This is a genomic window from Marinobacterium marinum (assembly GCF_013868415.1).
In the GTDB taxonomy this organism is placed as follows: domain Bacteria; phylum Pseudomonadota; class Gammaproteobacteria; order Pseudomonadales; family Balneatricaceae; genus Marinobacterium; species Marinobacterium marinum.
Genome location: NZ_JACEMT010000033.1, coordinates 185487 through 201245, shown reverse-complemented (window position 1 = coordinate 201245; position 15759 = coordinate 185487). Strand labels below are relative to the sequence as shown.

Annotated in this window: 16 protein-coding genes; 14 read left to right on the top strand and 2 right to left on the bottom strand. The window is 56.7% G+C overall.

Annotation, left to right across the window (positions count from 1 at the left end):
• From H1S06_RS03115 to hisN, 8 genes are all read left to right on the top strand, one after another.
• A partial coding sequence (locus H1S06_RS03115; protein WP_181737097.1) for a catechol 2,3-dioxygenase occupies nucleotides 1–903 on the top strand: 903 nt, incomplete at its 5' end.
• Nucleotides 904–921: 18 nt separating this feature from the next.
• Complete coding sequence (locus H1S06_RS03110) at nucleotides 922–1839, top strand: flavin reductase (RefSeq protein WP_181737095.1); 918 nt, start codon at nucleotides 922–924, stop codon at nucleotides 1837–1839.
• A gap of 24 nt (nucleotides 1840–1863) precedes the next feature.
• On the top strand, nucleotides 1864–2832 hold the full coding sequence (locus H1S06_RS03105; RefSeq protein ID WP_181737093.1) for a TauD/TfdA family dioxygenase: 969 nt from the start codon (nucleotides 1864–1866) through the stop codon (nucleotides 2830–2832).
• 22 nt (nucleotides 2833–2854) lie between these two features.
• Nucleotides 2855–3634 (top strand): class II aldolase/adducin family protein, encoded by a 780-nt coding sequence (locus tag H1S06_RS03100; protein ID WP_181737091.1) that lies wholly within the window; start codon nucleotides 2855–2857, stop codon nucleotides 3632–3634.
• Nucleotides 3635–3779: 145 nt separating this feature from the next.
• Complete coding sequence (locus tag H1S06_RS03095) at nucleotides 3780–4727, top strand: TRAP transporter substrate-binding protein (protein WP_328515306.1); 948 nt, start codon at nucleotides 3780–3782, stop codon at nucleotides 4725–4727.
• A gap of 49 nt (nucleotides 4728–4776) precedes the next feature.
• Nucleotides 4777–5289 carry a TRAP transporter small permease subunit gene (locus tag H1S06_RS03090; RefSeq protein ID WP_255482878.1) on the top strand — a complete coding sequence of 171 codons (513 nt, stop codon included), beginning with the start codon at nucleotides 4777–4779 and terminating at the stop codon, nucleotides 5287–5289.
• Nucleotides 5290–5298: 9 nt separating this feature from the next.
• Nucleotides 5299–6633, top strand: coding sequence for a TRAP transporter large permease (locus H1S06_RS03085; RefSeq protein ID WP_181737089.1), 1335 nt, complete (start codon nucleotides 5299–5301; stop codon nucleotides 6631–6633).
• Nucleotides 6634–6805: 172 nt separating this feature from the next.
• Complete coding sequence (gene hisN / locus H1S06_RS03080) at nucleotides 6806–7585, top strand: histidinol-phosphatase (protein ID WP_181737087.1); 780 nt, start codon at nucleotides 6806–6808, stop codon at nucleotides 7583–7585.
• Between the two features lie 42 nt (nucleotides 7586–7627).
• Here hisN and H1S06_RS03075 read toward each other — a convergent pair whose 3' ends face one another.
• Complete coding sequence (locus H1S06_RS03075) at nucleotides 7628–8641, bottom strand: LLM class flavin-dependent oxidoreductase (RefSeq protein ID WP_181737085.1); 1014 nt, start codon at nucleotides 8639–8641, stop codon at nucleotides 7628–7630.
• 29 nt (nucleotides 8642–8670) lie between these two features.
• Nucleotides 8671–9258, bottom strand: coding sequence for an antibiotic biosynthesis monooxygenase (locus H1S06_RS03070; RefSeq protein WP_181737082.1), 588 nt, complete (start codon nucleotides 9256–9258; stop codon nucleotides 8671–8673).
• Nucleotides 9259–9419: 161 nt separating this feature from the next.
• Here H1S06_RS03070 and H1S06_RS03065 point away from each other — a divergent pair, with 161 nt between their 5' ends.
• The 6 genes from H1S06_RS03065 (at nucleotide 9420) to dmpH (ending at nucleotide 15759) form a co-directional block, all read left to right on the top strand.
• Nucleotides 9420–10298, top strand: coding sequence for a LysR family transcriptional regulator (locus H1S06_RS03065; protein WP_181737080.1), 879 nt, complete (start codon nucleotides 9420–9422; stop codon nucleotides 10296–10298).
• 313 nt (nucleotides 10299–10611) lie between these two features.
• Nucleotides 10612–12072, top strand: a complete 1461-nt coding sequence (locus H1S06_RS03060; RefSeq protein ID WP_181737078.1) for a 2-hydroxymuconic semialdehyde dehydrogenase — start codon at nucleotides 10612–10614, stop codon at nucleotides 12070–12072.
• A gap of 9 nt (nucleotides 12073–12081) precedes the next feature.
• A complete protein-coding gene (gene dmpE / locus H1S06_RS03055) occupies nucleotides 12082–12867 on the top strand; it encodes a 2-oxopent-4-enoate hydratase (protein ID WP_181737076.1) in 786 nt (261 codons plus the stop codon).
• Nucleotides 12868–12897: 30 nt separating this feature from the next.
• On the top strand, nucleotides 12898–13809 hold the full coding sequence (locus H1S06_RS03050) for an acetaldehyde dehydrogenase (acetylating) (RefSeq protein WP_181737074.1): 912 nt from the start codon (nucleotides 12898–12900) through the stop codon (nucleotides 13807–13809).
• Nucleotides 13810–13924: 115 nt separating this feature from the next.
• Nucleotides 13925–14953, top strand: a complete 1029-nt coding sequence (dmpG, locus tag H1S06_RS03045) for a 4-hydroxy-2-oxovalerate aldolase (protein ID WP_181737072.1) — start codon at nucleotides 13925–13927, stop codon at nucleotides 14951–14953.
• Nucleotides 14953–15759: a 2-oxo-3-hexenedioate decarboxylase gene (dmpH, locus tag H1S06_RS03040; RefSeq protein WP_181737070.1), complete on the top strand. Its 807-nt coding sequence runs from the start codon at nucleotides 14953–14955 to the stop codon at nucleotides 15757–15759. Before dmpG ends, dmpH begins: the two co-directional genes overlap by 1 nt.

The following is a 15759-nucleotide window of genomic DNA, read 5'->3' as shown; positions in this document are numbered from 1 at the left end:
CCCGGACATGTACAAATTCGTGTGCTGGATCTGGAAGAAGCGGTTAACCATTATGTCGAGCTGATGGGGCTGATCGAAACGGATCGCGACGAGCAGGGCCGTGTCTACCTGAAGGGCTGGACCGAAGTGGACAAGTTCTCGGTGGTGCTGCGAGAAGCCGATGAAGCCGGCATGGATTTCATGAGCTTCAAGTGCCTGAACGAGGAGGTGGTTGATCGCCTGAACCGGGAGTTGCTGGCGTTCGGCTGTGGCGTTGAAGAGATCCCGGCCGAGGAACTCAAGGGCTGTGGTCGCCGAATCCGCTTTCAGGCACCGACCGGGCATTACTTTGAACTCTTTGCCAACAAGGAACAGACCGGTCGTTACGGCGTCGGCAATCACAACCCGGAAGCCTGGCCCCGTGATCTCAAGGGCATGAAGGCGCAGCGGTTTGACCACTGCCTGCTGTACGGCCCGGAGCTGGACCAGACCCTGGACCTGTTCCGTGAGGTGCTGGGCTTTGACCTGTGCGAACAGATCATGACGCCGGACGGCAAGCGAGTGGCACAGTTCCTGACTACCAGCATGAAGGCGCATGACATCGCCTTTATCGATCACCCTGAGCCGGGCAAGTTTCACCATGCCTCGTTCTTCCTTGAAACCTGGGAAGATGTGCTGCGTGCCGGTGACTTGATCTCCATGACCGATACCTCCATCGATATCGGGCCGACCCGCCACGGCATTACCCATGGCCAGACGATCTACTTCTTTGATCCGTCCGGCAACCGCAACGAGGTGTTCTGCGGCGGAGACTACTTCTACCCGGACCACGCGCCGATCACTTGGGACGCCGACAAGCTGGGCAAGGCGATCTTCTACCATGATCGTCAGCTCAACGAGCGCTTCCTGACCGCTCTGACCTGACGCCGGAGGAACCATCGCATGTCATTTGATCCGAAAGACTTTCGTCGCGCACTGGGCAAGTTCCCGACCGGTGTTACGGTTATCACGACACGGGATGCCGAAGGGACCCCCGTAGGCATGACCGCCAGCAGTTTCAATACCCTGTCGATAGAGCCCGCATTGGTGCTCTGGAGTATCGACAAGGGGGCCTGGAGTCTGGATGCCTTTACCCAGGGCAATGGCTTTGCCATCAACGTATTGCGCAATGATCAGGTTGAGCTGTCTAACGGCTTTGCACGGCGCGGCGAGGACAAGTTTGCCGGAGTGGCCACTCGCGACTGTGCGAACGGCGCTCCCCTGTTGCCTGATACCGCTGCCTGGTTCGCGTGTAATACCTGGCAGGTGTACGAAGGCGGGGATCACTTCATCGTCGTGGGTGAGGTGACAGAGTACGGGTATGAAGACAACGTCAGCTCACTGGTCTTTCATAATGGCCGCTACGCTGTACCCGAGACACACCCTGCGGTACAGGCTCCCACCGAGTCGTTGGAAGCACGTGGTTTCCTGGGCGATTACCTGCTGTATCAGTTGCGTCAAACCCTCAATGCCTATGCTACGGATTTCTATCCGCGTCTGAGTCACTTTGCTGTCACGGCCGAGGAGTGGCGTATCCTGACCCTGCTTGCCGATGGTGAAGCCATGGCGTTGGAGCAGGTCTGTCGGCAGGTTTCACAGCCGGTAAAAGCATTGAAAGAGACTGGCGAATGGCTGAGAGAAAAAGGGTTGGCAAGCCTGTCCGAGGACAGCATTCGGCTGACGGATACCGGCAGGCAGTTGGCCGAACGCTTGCTGGATATGGCTATTGAGCATGAGCGCAAGGTGTTGTCCGCTCTCAGCTCGCAGGAGCAGGCCGTATTGAAAGAGATGCTTCAACGCGTACAAAACGGAATTCAATAATAACAATACGCAAGGGCAGAACTGATGATTGATTATTATAGCCAGGCCATTGATGGCAGGGTTGCCTGGATGGGCCAGGACCTCGATTCGGATTCAGGCTGGATCTATTCGCTTTCGGCTGACGAGCAGGCAGTGCTCCATCAGGCATTGGAACACGTGCAGAGCAAGGGGTTTAAGGCGCCGGACTTTGAACAGAGCGATTTTCCTATCGAGCCTATACGACCGAGCATTGATCGTATTCTGAATGAGTTGGAAGAGGGGCGGGGCTTCATCCTGATTCGGGGGCTGGATGCCGATCGCTACAGTGAAGAAGAACTGCAGTCCCTCTATTACGGGCTGGGCCTGTACATGGGGCGAAGTGTCAAGCAGAACGCTCGCGGTGACTTGCTTGGCATGGTGACCAATGTTGGTGATCTGGACGACAAGAACACGCGCGTTTATGAAACCAACGCGTACCTGCCTTATCACACGGACCTGTCGGACGTGGTAGGCCTGCTGTCGATCCAGCGGGCCAAAAACGGAGGACTGAGCAGTCTGGTCAGTGCTGCCACCATCTACAACACCATTCTGGATGAAGCGCCCGAGTATTTGGAGGTGCTCTACCAGCCCTTCTACTTTGCGCATCTTGGCGAGGAAAAACCGACGCCTTCCCCCATATTCAGTTACCACCGAGGCAAACTGAGTTGCCGCTACCTGCGGCAGTACATTGAGCTGGGGCACGACATTGCCGGGGTTCCCCTGACGCCAGAGCAGGTGTCGGCAATGGATTTGTTCGATGACATCATGCATCGCAGTGCCATCAAGCTGGACATGATGCTGGAGCCCGGCGATATCCAGTTCGCCAACAACTACATGGTTCTGCATTCGCGTACCGGATTCGAGGATCATGATGAACCGGCTCGGCGCCGAAAGCTGGTGCGCCTCTGGTTGAAAATGCCCAACGCTCGTGAGCTGGCCCCGTCCTTTCCGGGACGTAATGGATTTTCCGATTGAGTCTGCCTGAAGGAATAGCGCGATGAAAAAAGTCATTAATATTGATTTTGGTGCCCACTGCCCGGAAGGCATGTCGGCTGAGGAATGGACGCTCAGAGTCAAACTGGCGTACTGCTACCGTCTGGTCGACTTCTTTGGCTGGACGGAAACCATTTTCAACCATATCTCGGTGCGTATACCCGGTGATGAAGGACACTATCTGGTGAACCCTTTTGGCCTTAACTATACGGAAGTGACCCCGGCGAACCTGCTGAAGGTCGATCTGGACGGCAACAAGGTGGAACCTTCGGAGTATGACGCCAATCCGGCGGGTTTTGCCTTGCACAGTGCCATCCACGGTGCCCGTGACGATATTCATTGTGTCGTGCACACCCACACTAATGAAGTGTCAGCCATCGCTTTGAAAAAAGACGGTTTTGGCCATGACGACTTCTATGGGGCTCAACTGTATAACCGCATTGGTTACCACGATTTTGAAGGGATCACACTGTTCAGTGAGGAGCGAGCTCGCATGCTCGACAGCCTGGGCGATCGCCATGTTTTGGTACTGCGAAACCACGGGATTGCTGTGGGAGAGGCCGATATCGAGCGCACGTTTTTCCTGCTGTGGACAGTACAGCGAGCAGCCGAGATCCAGGTGACGGCGGGAGCGCTGGGAGGTAAGGACAACCCGATTGCGGATGACATCAAGACCCGGTGTGCCGGGCTGACCCAGCAACTGATCAGTGACAGCGGCTTCGCCGTGAAATTCTACGACGCGATGGTACGCAAGCTGGTAACCGAGCGCGGCATGCCCTGGTAAGTGTCAAGGGAGTCGGTGTTCTGCCGACCTTTCGTCACAACACAAAAATAAGAGAGAACAGTATGAAAGCCGTTTTATATTCATTGGCCCTGACGATCCCGCTGGGACTCTCATCGGTTGCTCAGGCAAAAAAGTCACACTGGATGTGCAGAGCGCCTGGCCCCTGACGTTGCCTGCCAGTGGGCAGAATGCCCAACACTTTGCCGACCGCCTGAACGTTAAAGGCGCCGACAGTCTTAAGGTGAAACTTTACTCTGCCGGTAAACTGGTGCCGCCGCTGCAGATTTTCGATGCCGTGCAGCAGGGCAGCCTGGATGCGGGGTATACCACGCCGTTGTACGTTGCGGGCCGCTTCCCGGCCGTCCAGCTGTTTGGCGGTGTGCCCTTTGGTCCCGATGCCATGGACTACCTGGGCTGGGTGTATAACGGCGGTGGGCTTGAGATTTGGCGCGAAATTTATGCCAAACAGGGAGTAGTACCCGTACCCTGTGGTCTGATGGATGCCGAGGCCGGGGGCTGGTATACCTTCGAAATCAACAGTCCTGAAGACCTTCAGGGCAAAAAAGTGCGTTTTGCCGGGTTGGCCGGAGAAGTGATGAAAAAGGCCGGAGCCTCGGTCGTCCTGCTCAGTGGTGGTGATATCTATCCGAATCTGGAGCGTGGCGTGATTGATGGCACCGAGTTTTCCATGCCTGCAATCGATCGTGACATGGGCTTCGAAAAGGTTGCCAGGTACTACTACCTCCCGGGCTGGCATCAGCCGGCGGCGATTAACGAGCTGATCGTAAACAAGCGCAAGTGGGACGCCATGAGTGATGCCCAGCGCGGCATGATCGAAGATACCTGTCGTGAAACCCATATCTGGTCGATCACATCGACCACCCTGCAGAATGCAGAAGCCATTGCCGGCTTCAAGGCGGCTGGCACCGAGATCCGATCCTTTCCGGAAGAAGTGATGTCGGTATTCCGCCAAGCGACGGCCGAGGTGATGGCCGAACAGGCGGCCGAAGATCCCGATTTCAAGCGCGTCTGGGAGTCGCTTCAGTCCTACCGCGAGCGCACTTCTCTGTGGAGCTCGCATAAATCCGATTGAGTCGTGAATGGGGCAGCTTGGCTGCCTCATCCATCTGGAGGGGATGTTCATGCCTGTACGTCAGTTGGCAGAGGCTATCGAGCGTCTGTCGGTCCGGGTCGGCAAAAGCGGGGCGCTGATCCTGCCGCTATTGATCCTGACGATTCTGGTTAACGTTATTCTGCGCTACGTCTTTGATATCGGCCTGATTGAGTTGGAAGAGCTGCAATGGCACCTCAACGCAACGGTGGTGATGTGTTGTCTCGCTTATACCTTGCAGGCTGACGAGCATGTGCGGGTTGACCTGGTGTACAACCGTCTGGGGTCTCGAGGACGCAGCTGGATCAACCTGCTGGGGCTGGTGCTGTTGTTTCTGCCCTTTACGGGGCTGTTGAGTTGGCATGCCTGGAAACTGGCCGCGTATTCGTGGGAGCTGAAAGAGGGGTCTCCGATGCCATCCGGCTTGCCGGCACGTTATCTGATCAAGGGCATGATGGCGGTCGGAATGACGTTACTGATGTTGCAGGGCATAGCGCTGCTGCTGAAAAGCCTGTGTCATCTTGTTGCTCGGCGTGCCGACTAGGAGTTTTGCGTGGATGCACTGTTTGTCTTTTTGATTTTTGGCTGCTTTATGCTGCTGCTTTTTTCGGGCTTTCCGGTTGCCTTTGTACTGGGAGGTGTCGGCGTTCTGTTTGCGGCACTGGGCAGCCTGTTGGCGCCCTTCGAAATAGCCGAAGTAGCTGAATTGCGGATGATTGGTTTTGTTTCCAATCGCATTTTCGACACCCTGTCGAGTTACTCGTTGATCCCCATGTCGATGTTCATCTTCATGGGGTTTATGCTGGATCGCTCCGGCATTGCGGAGCGGCTGATTCTGGCCATGCGCCGTGTGTTGGGACCCGCGCCGGGCGGGCTGGCGATTGCCGTGGTACTGATCGGTGTGGTTCTGGCGGCATCGACGGGAATCATCGGTGCGTCGGTTGTACTGCTGGCAACCATCGCTTTACCGACCATGATGCAATCCGGTTACGCGCGCTGGATTAGCGCCGGTACAGTCGGTGCTACAGGGTGTCTGGGGATTCTGGTGCCACCTTCCATCATGCTGGTTGTTATGGGGGATCAGCTGCGCATTCCTGTCGGCGATCTGTTCATGGGGGCCATTCTGCCGGGCTTGCTCTTGGCGGCCAGTTTTGTGGCCTTTCTGTTGGCATACGCCTGGCTGCGACCGCATGATATGCCTGCCATGGTCCGGAGTGAAAGGGAAGCTGATACACGGGGGCTGGTACGTGAGATGGCCGGAGCGCTGTTGGCACCGCTGCTGTTGGTGATGGCTGTGCTGGGGTCGATTCTGGCCGGTATTGCGTCGCCGACCGAGGCGTCAGGGATAGGTGCAGCAGGTGCGACGGTGCTGGCCTGGACCGCCCGGCGACTGAGCTGGAATGACCTGCGTCAGGTGTGTTATCAAACCGGACGTACCGTCGCGTTTCTGTACGCGCTGATCTTCGGGGCATCCTGTTTTTCGGTGGTGCTGCGTGGCTATGGCGGCGATGAAGTTATTGAAAATGCGCTGTATGCATTGCCGTTCAGCCCCGAGGGCGTGTTGGCTCTGGTGATTCTGGTCGTCTTTTTGCTGGGGTTCTTCCTGGACTGGATGGAAATTGTCCTGATCGTTGCGCCTTTGGTCATGCCCGTTTTGACCGGGTTCGGATTTGAGCCGGTTTGGGTCGCCATCTTGATGGCCTTGTGTCTGCAAACCTCTTTTTTGACCCCGCCGGTGGGGATGGCGCTTTTCTATTTACGCAGCGCTACTCAGGAGATCAGCATGCTGGAAATCTACAAGGGAGCCATGCCGTTTGTCGCTTTGCAGATTTTGACCCTGCTGCTGGTGGCCCTGTTTCCGGCTCTGGCGTTGTGGATGCTTGAATAAGGCCATGGTCGACCGGAGGCCGTACGCCTGATAACCTTGCCGGCGCGCCCATGTTACAGGCGTGCCGGCCAGAGAGTCGTTATCGTTTGAAACGCTTGGCGGCCCGGCGAGAATATGGTCCGGTATCGATCTGGATACTGTTTGTTGAACACTTCCTATAGGCTCCAACCCGATGAATTCGCCCGACTTCAAAGAATACGCGCTGTTTGCCGAGCAGCTGGCTGATCAGGCCAGAGGCGTATCGCTCAAATATTTCCGCAAAAAGCTGGATATTGATATTAAAAGCGATGAGTCGCCCGTCACCATTGCCGATCGTGAAACCGAGCAACGGGTACGAGAGATGATACGCGAACAGTATCCTCAGCATGGTTTTTTTGGCGAAGAATCAGGTTCTGCCAACGTGGACAGCCCGTTCACCTGGGTGGTTGATCCTATCGACGGTACCAAAAATTTTGTGGCCGGTATGCCGTTCTACGGCACATTGATTGCTCTGCTGAAAGACGGGCAGCCGGTTGTCGGCGTAATCGATATTCCGGCACTGAACGAGCGCTGGGTTGGCGTACAAGGCGAACCGACACGCTTCAACGGCACTGCGGTTGTCGCCAAGGCGGACAGCGAGTTTGAGCAGGCCATCTGGTATACCACCTCGCCGGCCTTCTTCACGGGGGAGGACGGTGTTGCCTTTGGCCGTTTGGAGAGCAGCTTACCGGCCTGCCGCTTCGGGACCGACTGCTATGCCTTCGCGCTTCTGGCGGCCGGTTATGTCGATCTGGTGATCGAAACGCAGCTCAAGCCCTATGACTATCTGGCTTTGGTGCCCGTTATCGAGGGGGCCGGTGGCATGATCACTGACTGGCAGGGACAGCGACTGGGACTGGATTCTGAAGGTCAGGTATTGGCGTGCGCCAATGCGGATGTGCATGCACGGGCACTGGCACTGGTATCGGATTGAACCGTATGATGAGACGCTCTCGACACCGAGAGCGCCTGCTGCTTACTTGATCAAGGCACGGGCCAGGCGTTCGTAGCTGCGTAACCGATGTCGGTAATCGTGCGTAACGGTTACGATGCCGACTTCGCGGGTTTGGTATAGATCCGCGATCCGATTGATATGCTCGGCACACTCCTCGGCACTCCCCAGAATCATCGACTGCTGAACGGCATCAAAAAATGCCTGCTCTGATGGGGGCAGTTGCGTTTTCAGCCGAAGCGCTTCGTCCGGACTCTTAACTACTTCTCGAATACCCTGTCGGAAAGCTTTGACCTTCCAATAAATGGCTGGAGCGGCCAGGTATTCAGCCTCTTCACGGCTGTCGGCACAGAGTGCTGCAACCGCAATACTGGTATCTGGCTCCCCGGTGTGTCCGGCGTCGCGCCAGGCCTGTTTGTATTCCGACATCACTGTCGCTGGAGCGGGGGTTGGGCTGATAAACAGGGCGAGGCACATGTTCATGCCCAGCTGCCCCGCCAGGCCCGCACTGCCTCCGCTGGAGCCAAGCATCCAGGTCTGTGGCGAGACCCGAGGGCCGGGCATTACCTGCAGACCCTGATAGGGATGATCGTTGGGTAGAGTACCGTGTAATAACTGCTGAAGCAGCCAGGCCTGTTCGGCATAGTCTTCATGTCCGGGATTGGACGGGTAAGCCAGAGCGTGAGACGCCTGTGCATCGCCTCCCGGAGCACGCCCGATACCCAGATCAATGCGATTCGGGTAAAGCGTTTCCAGCATGCTGAATTGCTCGGCGACCTTGTAGGGGCTGTAGTGAGTCAGCATGACTCCACCGCTGCCGACCCGGATACGCTCGGTGTGGGCGGCAATATGGCTGATGAGTATTTCCGGGCAGGGGCCGGCAAAATTGATGCTGTTATGATGCTCGGCAAGCCAGTAGCGGTGATAGCCCAGCCGGTCACAGGCACGGGCGAGGTCAACACTGAGGGCGACCGGCGAGACATCGCCGGGAAGGCCCTGTACGGGGGACTGGTCGACGGCAGTCAGTTTCAAAGTCATGGTTGTTCCTGAAAATAGTAAGGTCCGGCTCAGCGCTCGTTCTGCTCATGCTTGGGAAACAGCCAGAAGGCAAACCAGCGGGTAAAACGCGGCATAAGCAGGTAAGACATGGCGATCATGACCACGGCGGTCACCAGCAGCGTGCGCAGAAGCAGGGGGATTTGTGCCAGTTGGTCGCCAAACAGAAAGAACACCAGGGTGACGGTCGGATAGAGGGCAAGCCAACTGACAAATGTCATCTTGGCCTTGGCCGGTGGCTTGACCGGATTATGGCCGGGCAGCGTAAACCAGTTGACAATACCGGATATGGTTTCCACTTCGCTCGGGCTGATCAGCAAGGGCTCGATCTGCTCCAGGATCTCGGCTCGATCGGTCGACGCCTGCCAGTCAGCCAGAGTGTTCTCGTTGGAAAATTTGAAAATGATCCGGTATTCGGGATCGTTGGCGTTGGCCGGGCGGAACAGGTCGGCACCGAGATAGCCCGGGTAGCGGGATGCGCGCTGTGTCATTTCACTGCTGAGCTGTTCAAAAGGCTGTTCCCGACCCTTGATGACCCGGCGTGAAATCACAACGGTCACCGCTGCCTCATGCGGTGGTGTAGATTCTGTTTTTGGCATCATGAAGACCTGAAGGCTGGATAATAGAGAGATCAACGGCTGTCCCGGATGTCGTCTTTTCAACGATTTTTCCGTATTTATGGTTGACCAATATAGGCTTGCAGGGATATTTATCTACAGGATACGCGGGAAGGCGTGATTTCATTTTTGAGAATAATAATATGAACTATCAAGACCTGTACTACTTCATCAAAGTGGTTGAAAAGGGCAGTCTGGTGGCCGCGGCTCGCCAGCTCGATATACCGACCTCGACGCTTTCGCGCCGTCTGCAGTCATTTGAGCAGCAATTGGGTTATAAGCTGGTTCATCGCAGCTCGAAGAAATTTGGTCTGACGGAATCCGGGCAGCGTTTCTATAGCAGCCTGTCACCGGTGATGAGTGAGCTGGAAATGCGCTCGGAAGATGTCAACAGCGAGCTATCCTCTCTTTCGGGCGATATCAAGATTACAGCTCCTTTGACTCTGGGGCATCACTATGTGAAAGACTGGGTGTTCGAATTCATGGAGGTCAATCCGCGTGTCAGTGTCGAGATGTTCTTGAGTAATGAGAATGTGGACCTGGTCAAAAACAGCATCGATGTCGCGTTTCGCCTGGGCAAGGTGACGCTGAATGACTGGATTTCACGTCCATTGATGGAAACGGAGATGGTTGTGGTGGCTACGCCTGCGCTTATGAAGCGTTACCTGTCGCCACAGCACCCGGAAGACCTGTCTCAACTGCCCCTGGTGGTTCTCAGGCGCTCTGCATTTTGGCGTTTTCACGATCAGGATGGACACGCCGTCACGTTTACCCCCCATGCTCACTTGCGTACGGATGAAATCCGTTTTGCCGTGGATGCGGTCAAGCGGGATCTGGGTGTGTGCTGCATGCCTCGCTATGTGGTTGCCGAGGAGTTGGCACGTGGAGAGCTGGTACAGTTGCTGCCGGAGTGGTCGATGGAAGGTCGTACCATGCATATGCTCTATCCGCACCGAGAGAACCTGCCGGTCAAAACGCGCGCATTGATCGAGTTCGTGATGGATAAGGTCAAGCAGCTCTAGCCAGTCGACAGACGGCCCTCCTGCCTTGTGGGTTGGGGAGGGCTTGCATCCTTTTACTCGGCCTGCGGGGCGCTTGAATGAAGCGGCCTGTTGCGTGCCGTACAGTCTCTTCTCCCGCAGGGCTGAACCTGCCCTTCAAATTCCAAGTATGGGAATTTGAACCCTCATTTTTGCGTGTTTTATCCCGTTTTTGCAACGCTATACTGGATTTCAACCTGGCGCTCAGCCCTCGTGGCAGGGACTGTTGCTGTGTGATCCAACAATAAAACGATCGGCCCGACATTGTTTTGGCCGAAACTGATCAAGGTGAGCCATGAAAGAGTTCAAGCATTTTATCAACGGCGAGTACGTGGCCTCTGCCAGTGGCAAGACCTTCGAAAACCGTTGTCCGGTCGACAACAGTCTGATTGGTCCCGTTCATGAAGCCGGTGAAGTCGAAGTGGATGCGGCAGTGCGTGCGGCCAAGGCGGCCCTGAGTGGCCCCTGGAGCAAACTGACTCAGGCCCAGCGTACCGAAATGCTGAACAAGGTTGCCGACCGTATTAACGAGCGTTTCGACGAGTTTCTGGAAGCCGAGTGTCTCGATACCGGCAAGCCGCGCTCCATTGCCAGCCATATCGATATTCCCCGCGGTGCCGCCAACTTCAAGGCATTCTCCGAAACCCTGGCCAACCATCCGACTGAAGGCTTCCGCATGGATACGCCGGATGGCAAGGGTGCGTTGAATGTGGGGCATCGGACGCCCAAAGGCGTCATCGCCGTTATCTCCCCGTGGAACCTGCCGCTGCTGTTGATGACCTTCAAGGTCGGTCCGGCGCTGGCCTGTGGTAACACCGTAGTGGTCAAGCCATCCGAGGAAACGCCGGCGACCACGACGCTGCTGGGCGAAGTGATGAACGAGTGTGGCGTGCCGGCCGGTGTATTCAACGTGGTACACGGCTTTGGTCCCAACTCCGCCGGTGAATTCCTGACCACCCATCCGCTGGTTAACGCCATCACCTTCACCGGTGAAACCCGTACCGGCGAGGCGATCATGCGTGCCGCGTCTGTGGGTCTGCGCAACATATCCATGGAATGTGGCGGCAAGAACCCGGGTATCGTCTTCGCTGACTGCGACATCGAAAAAGCGGTTGAAGGCACCATGCGCTCTGCGTTTGTTAACTGTGGCCAGGTCTGCCTGGGTACAGAACGTGTCTACGTCGAGCGTCCGATTTTCGAGAAGTTCCTGTCCCGCATGAAGGAAGAAGTGGCCAAGTTGAGGCTGGGGCGCCCGGAAGATAAGGAAGCCAACTTCGGCCCGCTGGTCAGTCTCGAGCACCGGGATAAGGTCAAGTACTACTACGATCTGGCCCGTGAAGAGGGGGCGACCATAGAGATTGGTGGCGGCATTCCGGATATGGGGGCCGAGTTGAATGACGGCGCCTGGATCGAGCCGACTATTTGGACCGGCCTGTCCGATGAGGCTCGTGTCATCCGCGAAGAGATCTTTGGCCCTTGCTGCCATATTCGCCCGTTTGATACCGAAGAAGAAGTGATCAAGCTGGCCAACGACACCGACTACGGTCTGGCCTGTGCTATCTGGACAGAAAACTCTGCCCGTGCCGTACGTGTGGCCGAACAGATGGAGGTGGGCCTGGCCTGGGTCAACTCCTGGTTCCTGCGTGACCTGCGTACCGCTTTCGGTGGTGCCAAGCAGTCGGGTATTGGTCGTGAAGGCGGTGTACACGGTCTTGAGTTCTACACCGAACTGAAGAATATCTGCATCAAGCTCTGAGGACAGATGATGGACAAGCAATTGATTCAACAATGCGGTGACGAACTCTACCAGGCGATGCTCGAACGCACGCCGGTACGTCCGCTGACTGAGCGTTTCAGCGATATCACCATTGAAGATGCCTACAATATTTCACTGCGAATGCTGGAGCGTCGCATCGGAGCCGGTGAAAAAATTATCGGCAAAAAGATCGGTCTGACCTCAAAAGCCGTGCAGAACATGCTGGGTGTGGGACAGCCGGATTTCGGTTATCTCACCGACAAGATGGCATTCAGCCAGGGCGAAGAGATGCCGATCTCCGAGCGCTTGATGCAGCCGAAAGCGGAAGGTGAGATCGCCTTTATCCTGAAAAAGGACCTGATGGGCCCGGGTATTACTGCGGCTGATGTACTGGCTGCCACCGATTGCGTATTGCCGTGCTTCGAAGTGGTCGATTCACGCGTCGAGAACTGGCAGATCAAGATCCAGGACACCGTAGCCGACAACGCCTCCTGCGGTCTGTTCGTTCTGGGTGACCGTGCCGTCGACCCGCGCAAGGTCGATCTGGCGACCTGCGGCATGGTGGTCGAGAAAAACGGTTCCATCATCAGCACCGGCGCTGGTGCTGCGGCACTGGGCAGTCCGGTCAATTGTGTTACCTGGCTGGCGAATACCCTGGGCCAGTTCGGTATTCCGCTGAAGGCCGGTGAAGTGATTCTGTCCGGCTCTCTGGTGCCGCTGGAGCCGGTTCAGGCCGGTGATTTCATGAGCGTCAGCATTGGTGGCATCGGCGGCGCGTCTGTCCGTTTTGTCTGATCAGCCCAAGTTGATTACAGGATAAAAATAATGAGCAAGAAACTGAAAGCGGCCATTATCGGCCCGGGCAACATCGGCACCGACCTGTTGATGAAAATACAGCGCTCAGAATGGATCGAGCCGGTGTGGATGGTGGGTATCGACCCTGAATCCGAGGGGCTCAAGCGTGCTGCGGAAATGGGTATCAAAACCTGTGCGACCGGCGTAGACGGCCTGTTGCCGCACGTGGTTGAAGATGACATCCGCGTGGCCTTCGATGCGACCTCCGCCTACGTTCACGCCGAAAATAGCCGCAAGCTGAACGAGCTGGGCGTGATCATGATCGACCTGACGCCTGCGGCTGTCGGCCCCTACTGCGTGCCGCCGGTGAATCTGGCCGATCATGCCAAGAACCTGGAGATGAACGTCAACATGGTGACCTGTGGTGGCCAGGCGACCATCCCGATGGTAGCGGCCGTGTCGCGCGTACAGCCGGTTGAGTACGGTGAAATCATTGCGACGGTATCGTCTCGTTCTGTCGGTCCGGGCACACGTCAGAACATCGACGAATTCACCCGCACCACGGCTGGCGCTGTGGAGAAAGTGGGCGGCGCCAAGAAAGGCAAGGCGATCATCATCATCAACCCGGCCGAGCCGCCGCTGATCATGCGTGACACCATTCACTGCCTGACCGAAGGCGAGCCGGATCAGGCCGCCATCACCGAATCCGTGCATGCCATGGTGAAGGACGTGCAGAAGTACGTACCGGGCTACCGTCTGGTGAACGGCCCTGTGTTCGATGGCAACCGTGTCTCCTGCTTCATGGAAGTGGAAGGCCTGGGCGACTTCCTGCCCAAGTATGCCGGCAACCTGGACATCATGACTGCGGCCGGTCTGCGCACTGCCGAGATGTTCGCTGAAGAAGCGGCCAACGGCGCCATCACCCTGCCTGAGCGTGGCTAACGGAGGAAATGACAATGAATCTGAACGGTAAGAAAGTCACGCTGCACGGTATGAGTCTGTCCGTACGGAATAAGCGTATGCACGCCTTTGGCGTGCAGGCCGAGGAGGTTGCACAATGAACCTGAATGGAAAAAAAGTAACCCTGCACGACATGTCTCTGCGTGACGGCATGCACGCCAAGCGTCACCAGATCAGCCTGGACGAGATGGTCAACATCGCCACGGGCCTTGATGAAGCGGGCATGCCGCTGATCGAAGTCACCCACGGTGACGGTTTGGGCGGTGCATCCGTGAATTACGGCTTCCCGGCGCACAGCGATGAAGAATACCTCAACGCCGTCGTGCCGAAGATGAAAAACGCCAAGGTCTCCGCACTGCTATTGCCGGGTATCGGTACCGTCGATCACCTGAAAATGGCGAAAGACTGCGGCGTTTCCACCATTCGTGTGGCCACTCACTGTACCGAAGCGGATGTTTCCGAACAGCATATCGGCATGGCCGCCAAGATGGAAATGGACACCGTCGGCTTCCTGATGATGGCCCACATGGTCAGCCCGGAAACAATTCTGGAGCAGGCCAAACTGATGGTCAGCTACGGCGCCAACTGCATCTACGCCACGGATTCGGCCGGTTACATGCTGCCGGACGAAGTGACCGCCAAGATCGGCCTGCTGCGTGCCGAGCTTCCGACTAACGTGGAAGTGGGCTTCCATGGCCACCACAACATGGGCATGGCGATTGCCAACTCTCTGGCGGCGATTGAAGCCGGTGCTGCCCGTGTCGACGGCTCAGTGGCAGGCTTGGGCGCCGGTGCCGGCAACACGCCGCTGGAAGTGTTCTGCGCCGTGCTGGATCGTATGGGCGTCGAGACCGGTATCGATCTGTACAAGATTATGGATGTGGCCGAAGACCGCGTATTCCCGATCATGGATCAGCCGATCCGAGTGGACCGCGATGCACTGACCCTGGGCTATGCCGGTGTCTACTCTTCCTTCTTGCTGTTTGCCCAGCGCGCGGAGAAGAAGTACGGCATCCAGGCCCGTGACATTCTGGTAGAGCTTGGTCGCCGCGGTACCGTGGGTGGTCAGGAAGACATGATTGAAGACCTGGCACTGACCATGGCGAAAGAGAAGGGGCTGATCTAATGGCTGAACTGTACGAAAACAAGTTGACTCAATCCCAGATTGAAGAGCTGGCGATCCATTGTGAAAACGCCGAGCTGGAAGCCTACGAGATCACCAAGATCACCGATGACTTCCCGCAGATGACCTACAAGGATGCCTTTGATATTCAGTGGGAGATCCGTCGCCGCAAGGAAGAACGCGGTCACAAGATTGTCGGGATGAAAATGGGTCTGACCTCCTGGGCCAAGATGGCACAGATGGGTGTCGAACATCCTTGCTACGGTTTTCTGGCCGACTACTTCAGTGTGCCTGAAGGTGGTGAGATCAAGCATGATGAGCTGATCCACCCGAAGATCGAAGCCGAACTGGCGTTCGTACTGAAAGACGAGCTGAAAGGTCCGGGCGTACACATCGGTGATGTGCTGCGTGCCACCGATTTTGTCATGCCGGCCGTGGAAGTGATCGACTCTCGCTACAAGGACTTCAAGTTCGACCTCAAGAGCGTGATCGCCGATAACTCGTCCTCCACCCGCTTCATGACTGGTGGCAACATGGCGGATATTGCCGATATCGATCTGAAAAATATCGGTGTGGTCATGGAGATCAACGGTGAAGTGGTACAGACTGGCGCCGGTGCGGCGGTACTGGGGCATCCGGCGGCATCTGTGGCCATGCTGGCGAATATGATGGGCGAGCGCGGCGAAAGCTTGCCGGCCGGTTCATTCATCATGATCGGTGCTATCACCGCAGCGGTACAGGTGAACAAGGGCGATGCTTTCACCGTGCGTTACCAGGGCCTGGGCAGCATCAGCGGCAAGTTCGTCTGA